General features: G+C 72.5%; 21 protein-coding genes. 13 read left to right on the top strand and 8 right to left on the bottom strand.

The genetic code is table 11. From position 1 onward, the window contains the following. The first annotated feature begins 3 nt into the window (after positions 1-3). Complete coding sequence (gene metK / locus AB0M76_RS23505; protein WP_266631096.1) at positions 4-1,212, top strand: methionine adenosyltransferase; 1,209 nt, start codon at positions 4-6, stop codon at positions 1,210-1,212. A gap of 92 nt (positions 1,213-1,304) precedes the next feature. Then, positions 1,305-3,437 carry a primosomal protein N' gene (locus tag AB0M76_RS23500; protein ID WP_365954741.1) on the top strand — a complete coding sequence of 711 codons (2,133 nt, stop codon included), beginning with the start codon at positions 1,305-1,307 and terminating at the stop codon, positions 3,435-3,437. Between the two features lie 251 nt (positions 3,438-3,688). Here AB0M76_RS23500 and AB0M76_RS23495 read toward each other — a convergent pair whose 3' ends face one another. Next, on the bottom strand, positions 3,689-4,207 hold the full coding sequence (locus tag AB0M76_RS23495) for a hypothetical protein (RefSeq protein ID WP_328621974.1): 519 nt from the start codon (positions 4,205-4,207) through the stop codon (positions 3,689-3,691). 297 nt (positions 4,208-4,504) lie between these two features. On the opposite strand from AB0M76_RS23495, the gene fmt reads away from it, so the two are divergent. After that, the gene (fmt, locus tag AB0M76_RS23490; protein ID WP_266631102.1) at positions 4,505-5,449 is read left to right on the top strand and encodes a methionyl-tRNA formyltransferase; all 945 of its coding nucleotides are present in this window, start codon (positions 4,505-4,507) and stop codon (positions 5,447-5,449) included. 125 nt (positions 5,450-5,574) lie between these two features. Continuing rightward, entirely contained in the window at positions 5,575-7,035 is a 1,461-nt protein-coding gene (locus tag AB0M76_RS23485; RefSeq protein ID WP_365954740.1) for a transcription antitermination factor NusB, read from the top strand. Between the two features lie 19 nt (positions 7,036-7,054). Here AB0M76_RS23485 and AB0M76_RS23480 read toward each other — a convergent pair whose 3' ends face one another. Both AB0M76_RS23480 and AB0M76_RS23475 read right to left on the bottom strand, forming a co-directional pair. Next, positions 7,055-8,131 (bottom strand): serine hydrolase domain-containing protein, encoded by a 1,077-nt coding sequence (locus AB0M76_RS23480; RefSeq protein ID WP_365954843.1) that lies wholly within the window; start codon positions 8,129-8,131, stop codon positions 7,055-7,057. A gap of 655 nt (positions 8,132-8,786) precedes the next feature. Then, entirely contained in the window at positions 8,787-10,034 is a 1,248-nt protein-coding gene (locus AB0M76_RS23475; protein ID WP_365954739.1) for an MFS transporter, read from the bottom strand. A gap of 133 nt (positions 10,035-10,167) precedes the next feature. Here AB0M76_RS23475 and rpe point away from each other — a divergent pair, with 133 nt between their 5' ends. The 5 genes from rpe to AB0M76_RS23450 all read left to right on the top strand — a co-directional run bounded on the left by rpe (position 10,168) and on the right by AB0M76_RS23450 (position 13,217). Continuing rightward, complete coding sequence (gene rpe / locus AB0M76_RS23470; protein WP_365954738.1) at positions 10,168-10,854, top strand: ribulose-phosphate 3-epimerase; 687 nt, start codon at positions 10,168-10,170, stop codon at positions 10,852-10,854. A gap of 91 nt (positions 10,855-10,945) precedes the next feature. Beyond that, positions 10,946-11,992 (top strand): sugar-binding domain-containing protein, encoded by a 1,047-nt coding sequence (locus tag AB0M76_RS23465; protein WP_266668928.1) that lies wholly within the window; start codon positions 10,946-10,948, stop codon positions 11,990-11,992. A 115-nt stretch (positions 11,993-12,107) separates the two neighbouring features. Further along, a complete protein-coding gene (locus tag AB0M76_RS23460; RefSeq protein ID WP_053788968.1) occupies positions 12,108-12,329 on the top strand; it encodes a CarD family transcriptional regulator in 222 nt (73 codons plus the stop codon). 70 nt (positions 12,330-12,399) lie between these two features. After that, positions 12,400-12,846 carry a ribonuclease domain-containing protein gene (locus AB0M76_RS23455; protein ID WP_365954737.1) on the top strand — a complete coding sequence of 149 codons (447 nt, stop codon included), beginning with the start codon at positions 12,400-12,402 and terminating at the stop codon, positions 12,844-12,846. Beyond that, positions 12,843-13,217, top strand: coding sequence for a barstar family protein (locus AB0M76_RS23450; protein WP_365954736.1), 375 nt, complete (start codon positions 12,843-12,845; stop codon positions 13,215-13,217). The genes AB0M76_RS23455 and AB0M76_RS23450 overlap by 4 nt, the downstream gene beginning before the upstream one ends. Before the next feature lie 49 nt (positions 13,218-13,266). Here AB0M76_RS23450 and AB0M76_RS23445 read toward each other — a convergent pair whose 3' ends face one another. The 5 genes from AB0M76_RS23445 to AB0M76_RS23425 all read right to left on the bottom strand — a co-directional run bounded on the left by AB0M76_RS23445 (position 13,267) and on the right by AB0M76_RS23425 (position 16,774). After that, positions 13,267-13,746 carry a group II truncated hemoglobin gene (locus AB0M76_RS23445; protein WP_365954735.1) on the bottom strand — a complete coding sequence of 160 codons (480 nt, stop codon included), beginning with the start codon at positions 13,744-13,746 and terminating at the stop codon, positions 13,267-13,269. Next, the gene (locus tag AB0M76_RS23440) at positions 13,743-14,078 is read right to left on the bottom strand and encodes an antibiotic biosynthesis monooxygenase family protein (protein ID WP_030157498.1); all 336 of its coding nucleotides are present in this window, start codon (positions 14,076-14,078) and stop codon (positions 13,743-13,745) included. Before AB0M76_RS23440 ends, AB0M76_RS23445 begins: the two co-directional genes overlap by 4 nt. 83 nt (positions 14,079-14,161) lie before the next feature. Then, a complete protein-coding gene (locus AB0M76_RS23435; protein WP_365954734.1) occupies positions 14,162-14,689 on the bottom strand; it encodes a hypothetical protein in 528 nt (175 codons plus the stop codon). Between the two features lie 82 nt (positions 14,690-14,771). Next, on the bottom strand, positions 14,772-16,505 hold the full coding sequence (locus AB0M76_RS23430; RefSeq protein ID WP_365954733.1) for an FAD-dependent oxidoreductase: 1,734 nt from the start codon (positions 16,503-16,505) through the stop codon (positions 14,772-14,774). Beyond that, on the bottom strand, positions 16,502-16,774 hold the full coding sequence (locus AB0M76_RS23425; RefSeq protein WP_266631123.1) for a UBP-type zinc finger domain-containing protein: 273 nt from the start codon (positions 16,772-16,774) through the stop codon (positions 16,502-16,504). The genes AB0M76_RS23430 and AB0M76_RS23425 overlap by 4 nt, the downstream gene beginning before the upstream one ends. Before the next feature lie 267 nt (positions 16,775-17,041). On the opposite strand from AB0M76_RS23425, the gene AB0M76_RS23420 reads away from it, so the two are divergent. Genes AB0M76_RS23420 through AB0M76_RS23405 form a run of 4 tightly spaced genes read left to right on the top strand, consistent with a single transcriptional unit; the run spans position 17,042 to position 20,538 of the window. Beyond that, positions 17,042-17,866, top strand: a complete 825-nt coding sequence (locus tag AB0M76_RS23420; RefSeq protein ID WP_365954732.1) for a type 1 glutamine amidotransferase domain-containing protein — start codon at positions 17,042-17,044, stop codon at positions 17,864-17,866. Positions 17,867-17,925: 59 nt separating this feature from the next. Continuing rightward, positions 17,926-19,569 carry a thiamine pyrophosphate-binding protein gene (locus AB0M76_RS23415; RefSeq protein WP_365954731.1) on the top strand — a complete coding sequence of 548 codons (1,644 nt, stop codon included), beginning with the start codon at positions 17,926-17,928 and terminating at the stop codon, positions 19,567-19,569. A gap of 52 nt (positions 19,570-19,621) precedes the next feature. After that, positions 19,622-20,053, top strand: a complete 432-nt coding sequence (locus AB0M76_RS23410; RefSeq protein WP_267000525.1) for a nuclear transport factor 2 family protein — start codon at positions 19,622-19,624, stop codon at positions 20,051-20,053. 29 nt (positions 20,054-20,082) lie between these two features. Next, a complete protein-coding gene (locus AB0M76_RS23405) occupies positions 20,083-20,538 on the top strand; it encodes a nuclear transport factor 2 family protein (protein ID WP_266668936.1) in 456 nt (151 codons plus the stop codon).

Raw genomic sequence — 20,538 nt, 5'->3', positions numbered from 1 at the left:
GTTGTGTCCCGTCGCTTGTTCACCTCGGAGTCCGTCACCGAGGGTCACCCCGACAAGATCGCTGACCAGATCAGCGACACGATCCTCGACGCACTTCTCACCGAGGACCCGACCTCGCGTGTGGCCGTGGAGACCCTCATCACCACCGGTCTCGTCCACATCGCCGGTGAGGTGACGACGAAGGCCTACGCGCCGATCGCGCAGCTCGTCCGCGACAAGATCCTCGAGATCGGCTACGACTCGTCGAAGAAGGGCTTCGACGGCGCCTCCTGCGGCGTCTCGGTCTCCATCGGCGCGCAGTCCCCGGACATCGCGCAGGGCGTCGACACCGCGTACGAGAAGCGTGTCGAGGGCGACGAGGACGAGCTCGACAAGCAGGGCGCCGGCGACCAGGGCCTGATGTTCGGTTACGCGTGCGACGAGACCCCCGAGCTCATGCCGCTCCCGATCCACATCGCGCACCGGCTCTCGCGCCGCCTGTCCGAGGTCCGCAAGAACGGGACCATCCCGTACCTGCGCCCCGACGGCAAGACCCAGGTCACCATCGAGTACGACGGCGACAAGGCCGTCCGCCTCGACACGGTCGTCGTGTCCTCGCAGCACGCCTCGGACATCGACCTCGACTCGCTGCTCGCCCCGGACATCCGCGAGTTCGTCGTCGAGCACGTGCTCAAGGAGCTCGTCGAGGACGGCATCAAGCTCGACACCGACGGCTACCGCCTGCTGGTCAACCCGACCGGCCGCTTCGAGATCGGCGGCCCGATGGGCGACGCCGGCCTGACCGGCCGCAAGATCATCATCGACACGTACGGCGGCATGGCCCGCCACGGCGGCGGCGCCTTCTCCGGCAAGGACCCGTCCAAGGTCGACCGCTCCGCCGCCTACGCGATGCGCTGGGTCGCCAAGAACGTGGTCGCCGCCGGCCTGGCCTCGCGCTGCGAGGTCCAGGTCGCGTACGCCATCGGCAAGGCCGAGCCGGTGGGTCTGTTCGTCGAGACCTTCGGCACCGCCAAGGTCGAGGTCCAGAAGATCGAGGACGCGATCGGCCAGGTCTTCGACCTCCGCCCGGCCGCGATCATCCGCGACCTGGACCTGCTGCGCCCGATCTACGCCCAGACCGCCGCGTACGGCCACTTCGGCCGCGAGCTGCCGGACTTCACCTGGGAGCGCACCGACCGCGTCGACGCGCTGCGCACGGCCGCCGGCCTGTAGGACCAGGCAGAACCCGCCTGCTGTACGGACGGCCCCGGACCCCTGTGGTCCGGGGCCGTCCGTTGTCGGTGGGGTTTGGTAAGAATGCAGGTGTGAGCAGCACGAACGAATCCGGGCAGCGGGGCGGGGAGCAGGATCCCGGCGGCCCGCCGGAGCAGCTCGCGCTGATGCGGGAGATGGTGGCCGAGGCGAAGGCCAAGGCCCCCAAGGCCAAGCCGCGCACCTGGCGGGGCGCCGCCCTCGCCAACGAGCTGCCGGTCGCCCGGATCCTCGTCAACAAGGGCGTCCTCCACCTCGACCAGCTCTGGGACTACGCCGTCCCCGAAGAGCTCTCCGAGGCGGCGCAGCCCGGAGTCCGCGTCCGGGTCCGCTTCGGGGCCGGCTCCCACCAGGTCCACGGGGGCCGCCGCGAGGGCGGCGGCCTCATCGACGGGTTCATCGTCGAGCGCCGCGCCGAATCCGATTACAACGGTGCACTGGCCGCCCTCGCCCACGTCGTCTCGCCCGAGATCGTGCTCACCCCGGGCATGCTGGCCCTGGCCCGGGCCGTCGCCGACCGGTACGCCGGCAGCCTGGCCGACGTACTGCAGCTCGCCCTGCCCCCGCGCAACGCGCGCGCCGAGGCCAAGCCCTCACCCGAGCCGCTGCCCCTGCCCGCCGCGCCCGAACCGGGCGGCTGGGCCCGGTACGGCTCCGGCCCCGCGTTCCTGCGGGCCCTCGCCACCGGCGGCGCCCCGCGCGCCGTCTGGACCGCCCTGCCCGGCCCCGGCTGGGCCGACGAGCTGGCCCGGGCCATGGCCGCCACCCTCGCCTCCGGCCGCGGCGCCCTCGCCGTCCTGCCCGACGGGCGCACCGCAGCACGGGTCGACGCCGCGCTGACCGCCCTGCTCGGCGAGGGGCGGCACGCGCTGCTGACCGCCGAATCGGGCCCCGAGAAGCGCTACCGCCAGTGGCTCGCCGTGCACCGCGGCTCGGTGCGGGCCGTCATCGGCACCCGGGCCGCGATGTTCGCGCCCGTACGGGACCTCGGGCTGGTCGCCGTCTGGGACGACGGCGACTCCAGCCACAGCGACGACCACGCGCCGTTCCCGCACGTACGGGAGGTGCTGGAGCTGCGGGCCGTCGGCGACGGCTGCGGATTCCTCGCCGGGAGCACGAGCTGCACCGTGGAGGCCGCCCAGCTGGTCGAGACGGGCTGGGCGCGGCCGCTCGTCGCCGACCGGGAGACGGTACGGGCCTGCGCGCCACGGATCCGGACCGTGGGCGACGAACTGCTGGCCCGCGACGGGGCGGCCCGCGCCGCCCGGCTGCCGAGCCTGGCCTGGGAGACCGTACGGGAGGGGCTGAAGTCCGGGCCCGTGCTCGTCCAGGTGCCCCGGCGCGGCTATGCGCCGAGGCTGGCGTGCGAGCGGTGCCGGACCCCCGCCCGCTGCAAAGTGTGCGCGGGGCCGCTGGAGGCCCCCGACGCGCGGGACCTGCACTGCGGCTGGTGCGGACGGCAGGAGACCGCCTGGCACTGCGAGGAGTGCGGATCGTTCCGGCTGCGCGCCCAGGTGGTGGGCGCCCGGCGGACCGCCGAGGAGCTCGGGCGGGCCTTCCCGGCCGTGCCCGTGCGCACGTCGGGCCGCGACCACATCCTGGACGAGGTGCCCGACCGGCCCGCACTGGTGGTGTGCACCCCCGGAGCCGAGCCGGTCGCGGCGGGCGCCGGGTACGCGGCGGCGCTGCTGCTGGACGGCTGGGCGATGCTGACCCGGCCCGACCTGCGGGCCGGGGAGGACGCCCTGCGCCGGTGGATCGCGGCCGCCTCGCTGGTCCGGGGGGAGGGGCAGGTCGTCGTGGTCGCCGAGCCGACGCTGCGGCCCGTCCAGGCCCTCGTGCGGTGGGATCCGGTGGGCCATGCCGTACGGGAGCTCGCGGAGCGGGCCCAGCTCGGCTTCCCGCCGGTGTCCCGGATGGCGGCCGTGGCCGGGCGGGGCGAGGCGGTGGAGGCCTTCCTGGCCGGCGCCGGACTGCCGCCGGACGCGGAGGTGCTGGGCCCGGTCCCGGTGCCGGGCCGGCGCGGGGAGCCGTCGCCGGGGGAGCGGGCCCTGGTCCGCGTCCCGCCCGGCAGCGGGGCGGCGCTGGCGGCCGCCCTGAAGTCGGCCCAGGCGGCCCGGCTGGCGCACGGAGTCCCGGCGTCGGAGGCGGTCCGGGTCCGCATCGACCCGCCGGACATCGGCTGAGCGGTCTCGGGGAAGTGGGGCGCGCCCCCGCGCCGCCCGGCACGGCGCCTCGCCGTGTTGTCGCGGCACCCGAGTACGCCCGGTACGGGCTAGGGGGTCCCTGGTCGCATGCAGCCGAATGCCCCCGGCGGGAGCGACCCTGGGGGTCGTCCCGCCGGGGGCGGGATGCGGGTACGGCGTCAGGCCGGCCGTCGGAGGTCGGCGTCCCGGCGGCCGGCGGGGTGCAGCCGTGGCGGTGCAGCCCTGCCGGGTCAGCCGCTGCGGGGTCCCGGGAAGGCCGCGGAGCGGGCGGCGGCCGCGGGCTGGGTCTCCTCGCGCACCGGCTGCGGCGGGACCGAGCGGGCCGCCGGGACGGTGGGCAGCGGCCCCAGGGTCCGGGTGGCCGTGCTCTCGGCCAGCGGCTCCGCGGACTCCGCGGCCTGGGCCCGCCGGGCCCCGTACCGCCGGTGCACGGCCTGCTTGGTGACGCCGAGCGCGGAACCCACCGCGTCCCACGAGAAGCCGAGCGAGCGGTCGAAGTCCACCGCTGCGGTCACCAGCGTCTCGACGCTGTCCCGCAGCTCCTGCGCGAGACGGACGGTGGGCGCGGGGGCCCGGCCATAGACGACGAAGCCCGTGGAGGGACCGGAGCGGCGCGGGCGGTACACATTGCCGAGCTGGGCGGTGAGCGTACGCAGAGCATCCACCTGCCGGCGAACCCGCTCGATGTCCCGCACCAGGAGATGCAGGCTGGCCCGTGCTTGGGCGTCGTGGGTGGCGTGGTCGGCCATGAAGAAGCCTCTCGAACCGGTGCTGAAGAGCGGATCGGGCCGCATACACCGTTCTCATCGCGGCCCGGTTTCGGTCAATCTCTCTTGACCAACGCGTCATACGGCACGGAAGTCACGCACCGGGGGCGTGTCGGCATATGCGAGAGGCGCGCGTGTGTGCCCACGCCCCCTGACGACGGGTCCAGGACCTCTGAACGGGCCCCGGGGGCGCCTGCCGATCGGGCCGGACATCCCCAACGGCGCCGGGAACATAGACTGGTGCGCTGCTGACAGCCGAGATAGCGAGGTAGGACCCCAGTGAAGCTCGTCTTCGCAGGCACCCCCGAGGTCGCCGTGCCCGCCCTGGACGCCCTGATCGCCTCCGGGCGCCACGAGGTCGCCGCCGTCGTCACCCGGCCCGATGCACCGGCCGGCCGCGGCCGCCGGCTCATCGCCAGCCCGGTCGCCGAGCGCGCCGAGGAGGCCGGCATCGAGGTCCTCAAGCCGGTCCGGCCCCGGGACCCGGAATTCCAGGCCCGGCTGCGCGAGATCGACCCCGACTGCTGCCCGGTCGTCGCGTACGGCGCGCTGATCCCCAAGAGCGCCCTTGAGATCCCCCGCCACGGCTGGGTCAACCTGCACTTCTCGCTGCTGCCGGCCTGGCGCGGGGCCGCCCCCGTCCAGCACTCGATCATGGCGGGGGACCAGGTCACCGGCGCCTCCACCTTCCTCATCGAGGAGGGCCTGGACACCGGACCCGTCTACGGGCACCTGACCGAGGAGATCCGGCCCACCGACACCAGCGGCGACCTGCTGACCCGCCTCGCCTTCGCCGGCTCCGGCCTGCTGGCCGCCACCATGGACGGCATCGAGGACGGCACCCTGCGCGCCGTCGGGCAGCCCGCCGACGGGGTCTCGCTCGCCCCCAAGATCACCGTCGAGGACGCCCGGATCGACTGGAAGGCCCCGGCGATGCGCGCCGACCGCATGGTGCGCGGCTGCACGCCCGCGCCCGGCGCCTGGACCGTCTTCCGCGGGGAGCGGCTCAAGCTGATCTCCGTCGGCCTGGTCGCCGACCGAACGGACCTGGCGCCCGGCGAGCTCGCCCCGGCCAAGAACAACGTGTACGTCGGCACCGGCTCGCACGCCGTGGAGCTGCTCTGGGTACAGCCCCAGGGCAAGAAGCCGATGCGCGGCGCCGACTGGGCGCGCGGGGTGCGGATCGCTCCCGGCGAGCGCGTCGGCGCCGCGGACGTAGGCTGATCCGTACCGGCACGCCCTTCGGGACGGACACCCCGTCCGGGACGGGCAACCCATGCGGGCAGCGGCCCGCCGTCAGCAGCACCTCGTACACCTCGTACACCCCGTAAATCCGGAGCACCTTTCACGTGAGCGAACAGTCCCGTCCCCCGCGCAGCGACGCAGGCAAGCGGCAGGCCAAGCCGTACCGCCGCCCCAAGAAGGACCCCGTCCGGCTGCTGGCCTTCGAGGCGCTCCGGGCGGTGGGCGAGCGGGACGCGTACGCGAACCTCGTCCTGCCCCCGCTGCTGCGCAAGGCCCGCCAGACGGAGGGCTTCGAGGCCCGGGACGCGGCGCTGGCCACCGAGCTCGTGTACGGGACGCTGCGCCGGCAGGGCACGTACGACGCGGTCATCAAGGCCTGCATCGACCGGCCGCTGCGGGAGGTGGATCCGCCCGTGCTGGACGTCCTCTCGCTCGGCGCCCACCAGCTGCTGGGGACCCGGATCCCCACGCACGCGGCGGTGTCGGCCAGCGTGGAGCTGGCCCGGGTGGTGCTCGGCGACGGGCGCGCCAAGTTCGTGAACGCCGTGCTGCGCAAGATCGCCGCGCACGACCTGGACGGCTGGCTCGAGCGGGTGGCCCCGCCGTACGAGCAGGACGCCGAGGAGCACCTCGCGGTGTACCACTCGCACCCGAGGTGGGTCGTCAGCGCCCTGTGGGACGCGCTCGGGGGCGGCCGCGCCGGCATCGAGGACCTGCTCGAGGCCGACAACGAGCGGCCCGAGGTCACGCTCGTGGCGCGGCCCGGGCGGTCCACGCCCGAGGAACTGCTCGAGGCCGTCGGCGAGGACTCGGCGCTGCCGGGGCGCTGGTCGCCGTACGCCGTCCGGATGGCCGAGGGCGGCGAGCCCGGAGCGCTGGAGGCGGTCCGCGAGGGCCGCGCCGGCGTCCAGGACGAGGGCAGCCAGCTGGTGGCGATGGCCCTCGCGGCCGCGCCGGTCGAGGGCAGCGACGAGCGCTGGCTGGACGGCTGCGCGGGCCCCGGCGGCAAGGCGGCCCTGCTGGCGGCCCTGGCGGCCCAGCGCGGGGCGTTCCTGCTGGCGTCCGAGAAGCAGCCGCACCGGGCCCGGCTCGTGGAGCGCGCCCTGGCCGGCAACCCCGGCCCGTACCAGGTCATCGCGGCGGACGGCACCCGGCCGCCGTGGCGGCCGGGCTCCTTCGACCGGGTCCTGATGGACGTGCCGTGCTCCGGCCTGGGCGCGCTGCGCCGCCGCCCGGAGGCGCGGTGGCGCCGCCGCCCCGAGGACCTGGAGGGCTTCGCCCCGCTGCAGCGCGCGCTGCTGCGGGAGGCGCTGTCTGCCGTCCGGGTGGGCGGCATCGTGGGCTACGCGACCTGCTCCCCGCACCTGGCCGAGACCCGGGTGGTCGTGGACGACGTCCTGCGCGGCCGCGGCGCGGGCGCCTCGCCGGTGGATGCCGAACTGATCGACGCCAGGCCGTACATGGCGGGCGTCCCGGCCCTCGGCGACGGCCCGGACGTCCAGCTGTGGCCGCACCTGCACGGGACGGACGCGATGTACCTGGCACTGATCCGGCGTACGGGGTAGCGGGGCGGGCTCGGCAGACTCAGCGGCAGAAGGCCTTGTCCACCACGGCCTCTACGCGATGGGCTGCCGCCTCGTCCTTGGCCATGGTGGTCACGGCGACGGAGACTGCGCGGCCCTCTTCGGTGGCGCCGCCGCGGGTCTCGTAGCCCGGAATGTCGCCGCCGTGGCCCCAGTACAGGCCGCCGCAGGACAGCGGCCTGCTGACCAGGCCCAGCCCGTAGCGGGCGCCGGGGCCGAGGTACTCGGCGGGGACGGTGGTGCGCATCTGGGCGAGCTGCTCGGGGGCGAGGAGGCGGCCTGCGAGCAGGGCGCCGTAGAACTTGTTGACGTCGCCGTTGGTGGAGATCAGCTGGCCCGCCGCCCAGCCCCATGCCGGGTCCATCTCCGTGTACTCCTCAAGCGGTCCGTCGGCCGTCAGGCGGCCGTAGCCCTTGGGGTGGGGCTCCTTGATGGTGCGGTCCCCGGGGGCGGGGAAGTAGGTGTGGCGCAGCCCGATGCGGTCGACGACGCGCTCGGTGATCTGGTCGGCGAGCGGCCGGCCGGTGACCTTCTGGATGATCAGGCCGGCGACCACGGTGTTCGTGTTGCTGTACTTCCACTGCGTGCCGGGCGGGAACTCGCTCTTGTGGGCGAGGGCGGTGTCGAGGAGCTCGCGGGGTTCGACGTACCGGTACCGCAGGGCCGGGATGTCGAGGTACTCGGTGTAGTTGGGCAGCCCGCTGGTGTGCTGGAGGAGTTGGCGGACGGTGATGGCGCGCCCGTCGACCCCGTCGCCGCGCAGCAGGCCGGGCAGGTACGTCTCGACGGGGGAGTCGAGGCCGATCCTGCCCTCGCCGACCAATTGCAGGACGACCACGGCGGTGAACGTCTTGGTGCTGCTGCCGATCCGCACCTGCCCGTCGGCGGGCACCTTCGCCCGGGTGGCCAGGTCGCCGACACCGGCGGTGTAGTTGCGGGTCCGGCCGTCAAGGCCCTTGACCGCGGCCAGCGCGCCGGGCACCCCGTCGTCGCGCACCAGGGCGCTCAGACCCTGCTGGACGGTGTCCGGCTTGCCGGCGGCGAACGCCGCGGCGGGCGCGAGCGCGCCGAGGGCGATGGCCCCGGCGGCGAGGACGCAGACGGCGGCGCGGGCGCGGGGGCGGGTGCGGGTGCGGGGTGTGCGGGGTCGGGGGGTGCGCGGAGTGTGCTGGCTGGTGGCATCGTGCACGAGGGATCTCCTGCGGAATCGGAGGGAAAGCGGCGGTTTGCCTGCCGCTCCAGCATCTCGGGATCCGATCGCACGGGGTGAGCCTGGTACCACCCATCTCGGGCTGTGGGTAGCTGTATTGCCCCGTGCATCTATAGCTGACGGGGTGTCGGGGGTGGGGCGGGGGCGGGGGGCGATGGGCGGGAGCCGCATGTCCGGGGGTGGGTGGGCGGGACGGGGCGGGGCGGGGCAAGGGGCGGGGGCCATGTGCTCGGTGTCGGATGGGTGGTCCGGGGGACGGCGGCCGAACCCCGCCCCCGATGCATGGGCCGGTGCCGGCCGTGGGTCTCCCGTCCGTCCGGCCCCGTCTGGCCATCCGGTCCCGGCCCGTGGCTCCCGTGCGTCCGGCCCCGTCTGGCCATCCGGTCCCGGCCTGGTGGCTCCCGTCCGTCCGGCCCGTCCGGCCATCCGGCTCCGGCCCGGTGGCTCCCGCCCCTCCGGCCTCGTCCGCCCTCCGAGCCTCCGGGCACCGCCACCCCCTCGCCGACCCCCTCGCCCGCCTGCCTCACACCCCCTCCACCCGCCCCCTGACCGGCGACAGGGACAGCGGGAGCCAGGCCAGGGACATGATCGTGGCTCCCGTCCAGAGGGTGGTGTGGAGGGTCGTGAGGTCCGTCAGGAGGCCCGACAGGGCCGCGCCCAGGGCCAGGGCGCCGGTCAGCATGAAGCGGAAAGTGGCGTTCATGCGGCCCAGCAGGGCGTGCGGGGTCAGGTGCTGGCGGAGGCTGACGCCCAGGACGTTGTTCGAGCCGATCTTCATCATGGCCAGCAGCCACCCGGCCCCCGCCACCCAGAGCCAGACTCCGCGGTCGAGCAGCGGTACCAGCAGGGTCGCCGGGGTCAGGCTCAGGACCAGGGCGCGGCCGTAGCCCACGCGGGCCGCGAAGGGCCGGGCCAGCCGGGCGCCCAGGAGCAGGCCCATGCCGCCCGCGGCCCAGAACAGGCCGAGGGCGGCCGGGGACAGCCCTAGCTCCCGTACGAAGAGCACCGGCAGCATGGTGTTGATGACCGCGCCGCCCAGGTTGCTGAGGGAGGCGTTGAGTGCCAGGGCGCGCAGCTCGGGGTGGCCCAGTACGTGCCGCAGCCCCTCCCGGATCTGGGCCCGCAGCGGTGTCCGGTCCGCAGCCGGCGGGGCCGGGGTGGCGTCTATGCGGGTCAGGCGGAGCGCGGAGGCGAGGTATGCGGCCGAGGCGAAGGCCAGTGCGAGGGGTGCCGAGAGGGCGGCGACCAGGGCTCCGCCCGCGCCGCGGCCGGCGATGTTGGCGACGGCCATCAGGGTGACGATGGCCGCGTTGGCCCGGACCAGCCCCGCGCGGCCGATCAGCCGGGGCAGCACGCTCTGCGCGCCGACCTCCGAGAAGACGGTGGCGCAGCCGCCGAGCAGTACGGCCGCGTACAGCTGCCCGAGCGTGAGTACGTCCAGCCACCAGGCGAGGGGGAGGGAGGCGAACAGGGCCGCACGGGCGAGGTCCGCGGCGATCAGGACCCGGCGGGTGCGCAGGCGGTCCACCCAGGCGCCGGCCGGCAGCCCGATGAGGAGGAACGCGGTGGTGGACAGTGCGGCGAGGGCGCCGACCTGGCCGGCGGTCGCGTCGAGGGCGGTGAGGGCGAGCAGCGGGACGGCCACGTGGCCGGTGTTGGTGCCGAGCTGGCTGAGGCTGGTGGCGGAAAAGAGGGTGCGGAAGTCTTTGGTGCGCCAAGGCGAGGGGTCCGTGGTCCCGGACCCGGTGCCGGTCTCGGTGGCGGGTGTCATGCGGAGAACCGTGCCGGAAGACGATCTCTAAGGACAAGTTAATTGTTCTCCGATATTTATTAAGCATCGCTACGACCGTCTTGAGTTCCGGGGTCGTGGCCGGAAGTGCGCGCAGGCATGGCAGGCTTGGGGCATGGCCGCTCAGATTTATCCCAGCATCCTGTCCGCCGACTTCGCGCGCCTCGCCGAGGAGGTGAAGGCCGTCGAAGGGGCCGACTGGCTGCATGTCGACGTCATGGACAACCATTTCGTCCCGAACCTCACCCTCGGTATGCCCGTCGTGGAGTCCCTGAGCCGCGCCACGGACATTCCGCTGGATCTGCACCTCATGATCGCGGACCCGGACCGCTGGGCCCCGCAGTACGTCGAGGCCGGAGCCGGTTCGGTCACCTTCCATGCCGAGGCCGCCGCCGCGCCCGTGCGGCTCGCGCGGGAGATCCGGGCCAAGGGGGCGCGGGCGTCGATGGCGCTCAAGCCCGCCACGCCGATCGAGCAGTACGAGGACATCCTCCCCGAGCTCGACATGCTGCTGATCATGACGGTCGAACCCGGCTTCGGTGGCCAGCCCTTTCTCGACATCATGCTCCCCAAGATCCGCCGTACCCGGGAGCTGATCGCCAAGCACGGCCTGGAGCTGTGGCTCCAGGTCGACGGCGGGGTCTCGGCCTCGACGATCGAACGGTGTGCCGAGGCCGGCGCCGACGTGTTCGTCGCGGGAAGCGCGGTCTACGGGGCCGTCGACCCCTCCTCCGCCGTACGTACCCTGCGGGAGCAGGCGGACGTCGCGATCGCCGCGGCGCCCTGGGCCTGCGACCACTGAAGCAAGGGTTGGTGAACAGCTCGGTGAACGGAAGCTGTCCAGGCTGATCAACGGCCGCCGGATCTGACAGGATGAACGGCGAGTCGAGAGTGTGAACAGCAGTGAGGAGAACGCGGTGTCTGCAATGTCGGCGGGACGGTCAGCCCTGCGGATGGGACCCGCGGAGCTGGTGCAGGCGGCGGCCATGGCCCGCCGCTTCTACCTGGAGGGCAAGTCCAAGATCCAGATCGCCGAGGAGTTCGGCGTGAGCCGCTTCAAGGTGGCCCGGGTCCTGGAGACCGCCCTCGAGCGCGACCTGGTACGGATCGAGATCCGGGTGCCCGCCGAGCTCGATGCGGAGCGGTCCGACGCGCTGCGGTCCCGGTACGGGCTCCGCCATGCGGTGGTGGTCGAATCCCCGGCCGATGCGACCGAGGATGCGCCGGATCCGGAGAACCTGGGCGCGGTCGCCGCCGACCTGCTCGGCGAGCTGGTCAACGAGGGCGACGTGCTGGGCCTGGCCTGGGGGCGGTCGACCATCCACATGGCCGCCTCCCTGCACCGGCTCCCGCCGTGCACCGTGGTGCAGCTGACGGGCGTGTACGACGCCGGTACGGCCGAGCGCGGGTCCGTGGAGGCCGTACGGCGGGCCGCCCAGGTCTCGGGCGGCGACGCGCACCCGATCTACGCGCCGATGCTGCTCCCCGACCCGGCGACCGCGGCCGCGCTGCGGAACCAGACGGGGATCGCCCGGGCCTTCGAGTACTTCGACAAGGTGACCGTGGCGGCGGTATCGATCGGGTCCTGGGAGCCGGGGATCTCGACGGTCCACGACATGCTCACGGACGAGGAGCGGGCGCACTACGCCTCGCTGGGTGTCGCCGCCGAAATGTCCGCCCACTTGTTCGACTCCGAGGGTCGGCGCGTCGGCCGGGACCTCGGCGAGCGCTGCATCACCGTCGAGGCGGACCGGCTGCGCCGGATCCCCGAGGTCGTGGCGATCGCGGGCGGGCTGCGCAAGGCCTCCGCGATCGGGGCGGTGCTCCGTTCCGGCCTGGTGACCAGCCTGGTCACGGACACGGCGGTCGCGGACTACCTGCTCACCGAGTCGGCCCCGGGGCTGCGGCCGGCGCTGGAGCGGGCCGACCCGGACGACTGATCCGGGGCGGCGGGTCCCGCGGCGGGCGCCCTGGGACGCCGTGAGGCGGATGGTGCCGCAATTGAGATCCGAACAGCGGGCCGTGCGGCGGCCTGTGGGGCGCATACTGGTCTCAATGACAAAGTCAGCAGTACCTCGCCGCCATTTGCCGTCCAGCCCGTTCAAGGCCCCCGTGGAACCGCCGCTCCGGCAGTTCAGCGTCGGCGACCGGGTTTCTCACGATGAGCACGGCCTCGGCCGTGTCGTCGGTATCGAGGAGGGGATCGCTGTCCTGGTCGACTTCGGGTCGGTCCAGAAGAGAATTCTGAGTCCTTACACCAAGATGGCCGCGCTCTGAGGGTGCCGCCGTCGCGGACACCGTTACCGCGCGAGTCGCGAGCGAATCGGATATTTGGCACGATCGGTGCATGATCTTCAGGGACGTGCCCCGGTCGTTGCTGCGTTGTGTCGTGGGTGCGGTGTTCTTTTGCGTTGCGCTGGTCGGCGCGGCGGGGTGCGGTGGGGAGAAGGCCGCGCCGTCCGCCGCGGCCGGGGTGAGTTCAGAGGCTGATGCCTCCGCACCCGTTTGGGCCAAGGGGATGGCCACCGTACGGGCCGATGCGCTGCCTTCGCAGGCGCGGGACGTGCTCGTACTCATCGACAAGGGCGGGCCGTATCCGTACCGCCAGGACGGGACCGTCTTCGGGAACTTCGAGAAGGTCCTGCCGAAGCAGAAGCGCGGCTACTACCACGAGTTCACGGTGAAGACACCGGGTGAGCGCGACCGCGGGGCCCGGCGGATGGTGACCGGTGAGGGTGGGGAGTTCTTCTACACGGACGACCACTACGACACCTTCAAGGCGGTTCTGCGATGACCTTGGACCCGCAGCCGCTCGCCCCGGCGGTGGCCGCCGCCGAGAAGGCGGGCTGGACGACCCTACGGGTGGACCTGGCCGGCGTACGCGGCAAGACCGAGCTGATGCAGCGGTGGGGGGCGGCGTTGGCCGTGCCGGCGTGGTTCGGGGGGAACTGGGATGCGCTGGCCGATGCGCTGATCGACTTGTCGTGGTTGCCCGAGGCGCCGGGGCGCTTGGTGGCGGTGACGTCGTGGTCCTCGTACGCGGGGGCGCGGCCGGGGGACTGGGAGACGCTGCAGGAGGTTCTGGAGGGGGCGGTGGAGTACTGGCGGGACGCCGGGGAAGGGGCCTTGGCCGTACTTCTGGCCGAGCCGCCGCCCGCCGGGTGAGGACCCGGACATGGCTGGGGGCGGAGGCTGTGCCTCCGCCCCACAGGCACTAGCCCTTCGGGATCCACGGGGGTGTTTGGCCCCAGGACCAGACCGGGATTTTCGCCGCGTCCACCGGTGGGGGGTTGGGGCCCGAATAGATCAGGGCCATGCGGGTGCCCCATTCGATGTAGTAGGCGAACACCGCCCGGAACTCGGGGTCCGTCGGGAGGCCGACCTCGTCGGCCGTGTCCATCAGCAGGTCCACCCAGCGGCGCCGCTGCTGTTCGGTGATGCCGCGGCCCAGGTGCTTGGTGGCCATGTGCTGGTGGCCGCCGTGGTGGGCCGTGTACTCCGCCGGGCCGCCGAAGACCTCCGACAGCCAGACGGCGACGTGCTGGGGGTGCTCCGAGTCCATGCCCGCGAAGACCGGGGCCAGGATCTCGTCCTCCAGGGCGTGCGCGTAGAAGGCGTCCGTGAGGCGGTTCATCGCCTCCGCTCCGCCCATCCACTCGTAGATGGTGGGAGTGGTGCCGGGTGTGGTGCTCATGACTGGGGTGCGGCCTTTCCGGGGCCGGCCACGTCGGTGACGCGGTAGTGCTGCATCTCCTCGATGGCCTTCACGTACGGGCGGATCGCGCTGAAGAACGCCGGGAAGTGCTCGCCCTTGCGGAATCCGTTGAGGTGGGCGTCGACCGACGTCCAGCGGATGCGGAGGATGTAGCGCTCCCGGTCGTTCTCCTCCTCGCAGCGGGCCAGCTCGTAGTCGATGCACTCGGGTGACGCGGCCAGGGCCTCGGCGGCCTGGCGGTACGAGTCCTCGAAGGCCTGCTGGTCGTCCAATGCGATCCGGTAGCGGATGTATTCGACGGTGGTGGTCATGGGGCGTGCCTCTCCCTGTGATCGGGTGCCGGTCGGCTCGCTGTCAGACTTGCGTGATCATGCCCGGGTGGGGAGGGCTTTCGTCATTCCGACTCAGACTTCTGGGAGTCCGTGGTGTCGGAGGCCTCGGACGCGTCCGAGACGTCGGGGCCGGCCGCGCGGACCTGCCGGACCTTGGCCAGCGAGTCGCGGAGCTCGGTCAGCCACTCGTCCGTGTTGCGGCCGACGAGGCGGACGCACCAGGCGAGGGCGTCGGCCCGGCTGCGGGCGACGCCGCCCGCGACCAGGGTGTCGAGGACCTGGCGCTCCGGCTGGCGCAGGCGCGTCATCACCGGGACCGCCAGGTGCGTGAACAGGACGCGGTCGTCGCCGGCCTGGACGGCCCAGGCGACCTTGCGGCGGTAGAGCTCCTCCGCCTCCCGTGCGACCTCGATGCGCTGCTCGCGGGTGCGCTCGCGGAACTCCTTGACCGATTCGGTCGCCGGGATGGATCCGACGACCGTGATCTCCTCGCGGTCGACCGCCACGTCGACCAGGGACTCGTACACGTCCACCGGAAGGCGGTCCGCGAACCACTTGCGAAGCTGCTCGCTCTGCTCGGATGTAATCATGTAATTAACGTTGCATCCGGCAGTCGCTTGATCGCAAGTGATTCGCGTTCGCTCTCAGCCCAGCGCTCTCAGCCCAGCGCTCTCAGCCCATCGACCGGTAGCGGTGGATCAGCGAGACCGCCATCGCGCCCTCCCCCACGCCCGACGCCACGCGCTTGACCGAGTGGGCCCGGACGTCGCCGGCCGCGAAGACGCCCGGGACGCTGGTCTCGAGCGGGTACGGGGCGCGCTCCAGGCTCCACTCCGCCGGGAGTTCCCCGCCGTTCGCGATCAGGTCGGACCCGGTGAGCACGAAGCCGTACTCGTCGCGTTCGACCACGCCCGACAGCCAGTCGGTGTGCGGGCGGGCGCCGATGAACGTGAACATGAAGCGGGCCGGGACGGCCGTGTCCTCACCCGTCGTCGAGTCGTGGAGGGTCAGCATCTCCAGGTGCTCGTCCCCGTCCAGCCGGACCACCGTCGTACGGACCTTGACCTCGATGTTCGGCGTGCGGTCGATCTCGTCGATCAGGTAGCGGGACATGCTTGCGTCCAGGGACTCGGCACGGACCAGGATGGTCACCTTGGCCGCGTACTTGGCGAAGTGCACCGCCGCCTGGCCCGCCGAGTTCGCGCCGCCCACGATGAACACGTGCTGGGAGATGCACGCCGAGCTCTCGGTGGTGGCCGCGCCGTAGTAGAGCCCGGCGCCCTCGAAGCGGTCCGCGCCGGGGGCCTCGAGGCGGTTGTACGAGACCCCGGTGGCCAGCAGCACCGTCTCGGCGCTGATCTCCGTGCCGTCGGCCAGGGTCAGGATCTTCGCCGGGTCGTCCCGGGTCAGCGAGACCACCTCCACCGGGTGCAGGATCTCGGCGCCGAAGCGGGAGGCCTGGATGGTGGCGCGGCGGGTCAGGTCGCCGCCGGAGAGGCCCGAGGGGAAGCCGAGGTAGTTCTCGATCAGGCTGGAGGTGCCGGCCTGGCCGCCCGGGGCGCGGGAGTCCAGCATCAGCGTCGAGAGGCCCTCCGAGGCCGCGTACACGCCGGCCGCCAGACCCGCGGGCCCCGCGCCGACGATGACGCACTCGTAGTGCGGGCGCGAGGCGGTGGTGGCCAGCCCCAGCCGCCGGGCGAGCTCGGTGTCGGACGGCGCGGAGAGCACCGCCCCGTCCGGGAAGCGGACCAGAGGCAGCGCCGCGTCGGGCTGGGCGGCGATCAGGGTCAGGGCCTCGGGGTCCCGCTCGACGTTGAGGAAGCGGAACGGCTGGCCGTTGCGGGTGAAGAAGTCCCGGACGGCGTGGGTGCCGGGGGAGACGAGGTGGCCGGCGACGATGATCCCGTCGTACGCGGGGCGGTAGGTGGCCAGCCAGTCGGAGAGCAGGTCGTCCAGGACCGGGAAGAGCCGTTCGTGCGGCGGGTCCCACGGCTTGAGCAGGTAGTAGTCCAGCCGGACCCGGTTGATGGCGGTGATCGCCGCGTCCGTCTCCGCGTACGCCGTGAGCAGCACCCGGCGGGCGTCCGGGAAGCGGCTGACGGCCTCGAGGAGGAACTCGACGCCGGTCACGTCGGGCATCCGCTGGTCCACGAGGAACAGCGCCGGGTCGTGGCCGCGCTCGTCGAGGGAGTCCAGGATCTTGAGGGCGTCGGCGGCCGAGGAGGCGCCGAGCACCCGGTAGCGGTCGCCGTAGGCGCTGCGCAGGTCGCGGCGTACGGCCCGCAGCACCTGCGGATCGTCGTCCACGGCCAGGATGACGGGCTTCTTGCTCTCCGCGCGCTCGGCCGCGGCCCCAGTGGCGGGGGCGGTGGCGTGGGCGGTGGCGCTCTCCGGGGCGGCACTCATGCCGCGTCCAGCATCAGCTTGTCGGCGTAGCACCAGGCCCAGGTCTCACCGGGCTCGTGCGACGCGGCGATGGGGTGCTCACTGGTGCGGTAGTGCTTGGTGGCGTGGCGGTTCTTGGAGGAGTCGCAGCATCCGACGTGCCCGCAGCTGAGGCACATCCTCAGGTGCACCCAGGTGTCGCCGAGGGCGAGGCACTCCTCGCAGCCCTCGGTGCCCGGCTTCACCGGACGTATCTGATCGATGTGTGTGCACAACAGGTCCGTCGTCATCGTCCCCGTCCCTCTCCTCGGTCTTTCGCGCACCCCTGATTCACGGCGCGTCCAGACCATAGGTCGGTGCCCCCGTAATGGTTCACTGATTCGGCCGAAGTCAGGAAGTCTCGCGGCTACTTCATGACCTCCGGAAGCGACTACCTGAGGTGCCCGTGCGACCTGCCTTCCTACCTCACGAAGTCGCATACGGGCGCTTTGACGCAGGCCTCGGGCCCAAGCAGTGTGGGTCACGCCAACGACAACAGGCGGCGCCTGGAGGAATCCGTGAGCAGAAAGATTCTGGTCATTGTCTCCGAACACGGTTACTGGGCCGAAGAACTGATAGGCCCCGTATCGAAGTTCGATGAGCGAGGCTACGAAGTCGTATTCGCCACGCCGACCGGGAAGCGTGCGCACGCTCTTCCGCCGAGCCTCGATGCGAACTTCATCGATCCTCCGCTGGGACGCTCGGTCACCACCGAGGAGAACGCCCGGCTGGGCCGGGAGTTCGAGCAGTCGAGCCGGCTGGACTCGCCGCTCGACATCGAGGCGTGGGTCCCCGAGCGGCCGTACACGAGTGCCGGGGGCTATCTGCCCAAGCTCGAGCAGTACCACCGAGATCTGGACAAGCTCGAGGCCGACATCGCCGGCTACGACGCGGTCCTCATCGTCGGCGGCAGCGGGCCCATCGTCGACCTCGCCAACAACGAGCGCGTGCACGCCCTGATCCTGGCCTTCAAGAAGGCCGGCAAGGTCGTGGCGGCCGAGTGCTACGGCGTGGCCTGCCTGGCCTTCGCCCGGGACTGGGGCGACCGCAAGAGCATCATCTGGGGCAAGCACGTCACCGGCCACTGCAAGGAGTACGACTACAAGGACGGCACCGGATTCCTCGGTACCGACTTCAACATGGGCCCGCCGCCGTACCCGCTGGAGTACATCCTGCGCGACGCGACCGGCCCGCGCGGGGCGTACCACGGGAACTTCGGCCACCCGCTCTCGGTGATTGTCGACTACCCGTTCGTGACCGGCCGCTCCACCCCCGACTCGTATCTCACGGGGCAGAAGATCGTGGAAGTCCTGGAGGAGGGTCTCACCCGCTACGGGTGGTGATCCGGAAATCCGCCACCGGAAACCCATGATCCGGAAACCGTGAGAATGAGGGGGAATTCATGGAAGCCACTCCCGGACGGGAAAGGCTGATCGAGCAGTTCAAGGCCGACGGCCTGAATGTGATGTTCGGAAATCCGGGGACGGTGGAACAGGGATTCCTCGACGCGGTGGACGCGGCGGAGGACTTCCACTACGTCCTCGCCCTCCAGGAGACCGTGGCCGCCGGCATCGCAGACGGCTACGCCCGGGCCACCGGCGGCGCGGCCCTGCTCCAGCTGCACTCCGGAGTGGGGCTGGGCAACGGCATCGGGATGCTCTACCAGTCGCTGCGCGGCCACACCCCGCTCGTCGTGGTCGCCGGCGACGCCGGGGTCCGCTACGACGCCATGGACGCGCAGATGGCGTCCGACCTGGTGGCGATGGCGAAGCCGGTGACGAAGTACGCGACCCGGGTCACCGACCGGCACTCCGTACTGCGCACCATCCGCCGGGCGGTCAAGATCGCCCTGACCCCGCCGCGCGGCCCGGTGTTCGTGGCGCTGCCGATGGACGTGCTGGACGAGCTGAACTCCGAGCCCGTCCTGCCCGCCGCGGTGCCCCTCACGGATGTGGCGCCCTCGCCGGCCTCGGTGGGGCGGGCGGCCGAGCTGCTCGCCTCCGCGGAGCGGCCCGTGGTCCTCGTCGGCGACGGGGTCTCGCTCTCGGGGGCCCAGCGCGAACTGGTCGCCGTCGCCGAGCTGCTGGGCGCCGACGTGTACGAGGTGGACTCGTCCGAGGTGAACATCGCGGCCTCGCACCCGCTGAGCCGCGGCCAGACGGGCCACATGTTCGGCCCGCACAGCAAGGAGCTCGTCGCCGACGCGGACGGGGTGCTGATCGTCGGCACCTACGTCTTCCCGGAGGTGTTCCCCGAGCTGGAGAGCCCCTTCCGGGCCGGCGCGAAGGTCGTCCACATCGACCTGAACGCCTACGAGATCGCCAAGAACCACCCGGTGGACCTGGGCCTCGCCGCCGATCCCAAGCAGGCGCTGCGCGCGCTGGCCGGTGTACTCGAACGCCTGCTGACCCCGCAGCGGCGGGCGGCCGCGGCCGCCCGGCTCGACGCCCGCACCCGCGAGCGGGCGCTGTCGGCCGGGGGAGGGGAGACCGAGCAGGACGGCACGCCGATGGCCGTCTTCCTGCGGACCCTGGCCGAGCGCACCGGCGGGGACCTGATCGTCTTCGACGAGGCGCTGACCACCTCCCCGCTGGTCACCCGGTACCTGCCTCCGGAGCGGCCGGGCGACTACCACCTCACCCGGGGCGGTTCGCTCGGCGTGGGCTTCCCGGGCGCGGTCGGGGCCAAGCTGGCCCGTCCGGACCGCCTCGTCGTCGGATTCGCGGGCGACGGCGGGTCGATGTACACGTACCAGGCGCTGTGGACCGCGGTCCGGCACGGCATCGACGCCAAGTTCGTGGTCTGCAACAACCGCAAGTACCGGCTGCTCGACGACAACATCGCCCAGTACTGGCGGGAGCGGGACATCCCGGAGCACGGCTTCCCGGGCTCCTTCGACCTCTCTCACCCCGAGATCGACTTCGCCGGGCTGGCACGGGCGCTCGGCGCAGAGGGGATGCGGGTGGAGAAGCCGGACGAGGCGGTCGCCGCCGTGGCCCGGATGCTCGACCACCCCGGTCCGTTCCTCGTCGACGTACAGATCTGACCCACCGCTGCGACCCACGCACAGCACACCACCACGGACAGGAGGAGACCGCATGCCCGCCGAGCGGCTGACCGAGGAAGCGATCCGCACCTTCGCGGAGAACTGGTACGTGGCCCTGGACCAGCACCTTCCGTTGGACCAGGTGCTCCCCCTCATCACCGAGGACCTGGAGTTCAAGGTCCCCGAGGACACCTTCCTCGGACACCAGGGCTTCGGCCGCTGGTACGCGGCGGTCACGAACCGCTTCTTCGACGAGGTCCACACCGTCACCAAGGTGGAGCCCGTCATCGAGGGCGACCGGGCGATCGTCCGGGTCCTCGTCAACTGGCAGGCCAAGATCTGGGATCCGCCGGCCGCCCGCAGCCAGTGGCTCGGCTTCGACGCCGACCAGACCTGGACGGTCGTGGCCGGTCCCGACGGACCGCTGATCAAGCAGTACACCGTCAACGACCTGGCCCCGATGCCCGGTTCCGGCTCGCTCTGAGCACGGGCGCCGGCGAAGGAGAAGCGACGATGACCGAAGTGACACGGGAGCGGGTCGAGGCGGCGTACGCCGCCCTCGGCTCCGGCGACCGCGCCCGCATCCTCGAGTACTACTCCGAGGACCTGCGCTGGCTGGTGCCGGGCAACCACCCGCTGGCCGGCTGGTACGAGAGCCTGGACGCCTTCCTGGAGCTGATGGGGCAGACCCACAAGCTCACGGGCGGCACCTTCCGCATGGACATCCAGTCCGTCCTCGTCGGCGAGGACTGCAGCGCCGACGTCTGCCGCAACGTCGCCCTGCGCGACGGCGCGGACCAGGGGAGCCGGTCCCCGTACGAGCGCATGGACTACCCGGTCTTCCACTTCATGCGGTGGCAGGACGGCCGGATCGTCGAGGGCCGCGACGGGCTCTTCGGGGACTCGGCGACCGCCTTCAGCCAGTTCTGGGCGCCGTTCGCGCCCGACGGAACCCGCCGGGACCGATAG

Source organism: Streptomyces sp. NPDC051364 (assembly GCF_040682115.1).
Lineage (GTDB): Bacteria > Actinomycetota > Actinomycetes > Streptomycetales > Streptomycetaceae > Streptomyces.
Note: the sequence above shows the minus strand (reverse complement) of the source record. Positions and strands in the feature narration are given on the sequence as shown.